Annotated in this window: 1 protein-coding gene; it reads right to left on the reverse strand. The window is 74.3% G+C overall.

What is annotated here, in order from left to right; genetic code table 11:
- Positions 1–2657: DUF87 domain-containing protein (locus KBX39_RS28455; protein ID WP_210873481.1), on the reverse strand; the 2657-nt coding region annotated here is incomplete at both ends.

The following is a 2657-nucleotide window of genomic DNA, read 5'->3' on the forward strand; positions in this document are numbered from 1 at the left end:
CCAGGCTGACCACCGAGACGCGGGCCCGCTTGCCGGGGGCGGGGGTGAGCAGCACGCCGGGGTCCATCGGCGTGCCCTCGCCCCCGAACAGCGGGTCGTTCACCATGGCGGCGGTCAGGGTCTGTGCCAGGCTGAGACCGATCTTGTCGGCGTCGTCCAGGTCGATGATCCCGTCCGGCAGGTCGGCGAGCGTGTCGACGAGGCCCTGCAGTCGGGAACCGCCACGCCGGCCGTAGTGCTCGACGGCCTTGCGCAGCACGGCCAGCCCGAGGTGGGCCCGGGTGGCCCGGCCGGTGACCATGGCGCGCGGCGCGAGGGCCGCGACGGCCGCCTCGACGGCCTCGGCGAACTCGTCCGGGTCGTCGCGTACGCCAGTGAAGTCGGGCAGCGGCTGGAAGCTCAGCGGGCGGCCCGAGTTGCGGCGCGGTGTCCAGACGACGACGTCGGTGTGGGCAAGGTAGTCCCGGGCCCGCTCCGCGTCACCCGGGCGCCACTGCGCGGGCGGCTCGGGCCACCCCTCGCCGAGCCGGGCGAGGTCGTTGTTCGGGTCGAGCACGATGGCGGAGACGCCCGCCAGCGCGCACTCCTCGACGATGCGGCGGATGAGGACTGTCTTGCCGGAGCCCGACCCGGCGAAGATCGTGGTGTGCTTGCGCAGCGCCTCCAGCGCCAGCGGCACGGGTTCCCCGTCGTCGTACCCGTGCCCGACGACGAACGCCGGGTCCGCCACGGGAGCGGGCGCGGCGGCCACGACGGGCGCTACGGGCGCCGGGGTCGGCTGGGCCGCCGGCTCGGTCGGTTCCGGCGACGGTCCGCCGTCGGTGGTCCAGCGGTCCACGTCGGCCAGCGCGTGCTGGAGGAACTTCAGCTCCCGGGTCGGCCGGCGCTCGGCCAGCCAGCCCTGCAGGTCCATGGTGGCCTCGGCGAGCATGACCCGCAGCGCGGAGAGGACGCGCAGGTCCTCGTCGTCGATGCCGAGCGTCTGGCCTCCCGCCTCGGTGAACGCGCCCACCGCCTTGCGGGTGGCCGCGCTCGTCGACCAGGCACGGTTGCGCAGCAGGAACAGCTTCCGCCGGCCGGAACCGGTGTCGAGGGCGGCGGCCACCGACGCCTTGCGAAGCCGGGCCAGCGCCGCGTTGCCGTGGTGGTCGTCGCCGATCGCCCGGAAACACCAGTGCACCTGGTCCTCGGTGCGCTCGTCGAGCGTGAGCCGCAGCCGGGCGTGCAGCGGCGGGTCGGTGCTCGGGGGCGGGTCGACGCTGAACGCCTCGCCCGCGTCGCCCCGCTCCAGGATCCAAGCGGTGAGCCCGGCGGCGAGCAGCGGCGGCATCGCCTCGTCCTCCGACGCCCGCCGGAGCGGACCGGTGACGTCGGCGGCCTCCCGCAGCTCGGCGAAACGGGCGTCGTAGCGGTCCATCTCCTCGCCGGTGGCGGCCACCAGGGCGGGTCGGGGCGCCCGGGGTTCGGCGGTGGGCGGCTCGCCGAGCGTGGTCATCTCCCGGACCTCGTCAGCGGCGAGGCATTCGCGGATGTGCCCGTCGATCTCGATGAGCAGCTGACGCGGGGTGAACGCCCCGGCCTCGGCAAAGGCGCGCGGGGACACCGGCCACGACGGGTACGGCGGGACGAACCCCGCCTCCCGGTAGCGGAGGGTGAACCGCTTCTCGATGATCGCCCGGGCCAGGTCGGCGTCGTCGATGCGGCGCAGCGGCGGCGTCTCCCGGAACCGGTCGGCCACGGTGTCGGCGGCTGTGGACTTGATGATGGTCCACGAGTTCGGGATGCAGGCGAGGACGGTGAGCGTGCGCCGGGTCGTCTGCCGCAACGCCATCAGGCCGTCCGCCATCCGGGCCAGCATCAGCGCCTGCTCGGGGCTCATGTCGGCCGCGCCGGCCAGGGCCGGGTCGCTCTGGATGGCCAACTGCGCGATGAGCGTGTCGACCTGGTCGATCGCCACGACGGACGGGCCGGTGAGGGCGAGCAGCCAGGAGAGGTCCTGCACGATCTGCTGGGCCGGGCGCGGGACGCGGCGCATGCCCCAAGCCGCGCGTTCCCCGGCGACCATTTCCTCGCCCGAGAGGAAGTAGTTCTCCGCGATGTCGCGGTGGGCGATGTCCTCGGAGGCGCTCAGCGCGAGCGCACGCGCCGTCTCCTGACAGGTGCGGGCCGCGTGCCTGTCGAAGTCCCCGAGCCCGTCCAGGAAGGCGTCCAGCGCCGCCTTGGTCAGTTCGGTGTCGCCCATGACCGCCCGGCGCGCCGTCCGGGGCGCCCCCACGAGCGCGGACAGGCGCCGCAGCAGCAGTTTGAGTTGTGTCTCGCGGCTGCCGGGCACCGGCCGCGACAGGCCGTCGAGCATCGCGGCGAGCACGCCGTCCCAGAAGCCACCGGCGTCGAGCAGGCCGACCAGGAAGAAGTAGCCGTTCCGCTCCTGCACCTGCTGGCGGATCACGCCCAGCAGGTGGGTCTTGCCGGAGCCGCGCTGGCCCTGGACGACCAGGCCGAGCGGGCTGCCGTGCGGGTTCGACGCGGCCTCGTCCACTCCGGCGAGCACGTCCCGGACGACCGGCACGTGCAGACCTTCGACGTGGAAGGGCAGTGGCCGCCACACGTCGTCGGGCACCGGCGCCCAGTCGAACCGCAGGGTGGCCAGCGCGTTC

The sequence above is a fragment of the Micromonospora sp. D75 genome, from assembly GCF_018070405.1.
Lineage (GTDB): Bacteria > Actinomycetota > Actinomycetes > Mycobacteriales > Micromonosporaceae > Micromonospora > Micromonospora chalcea.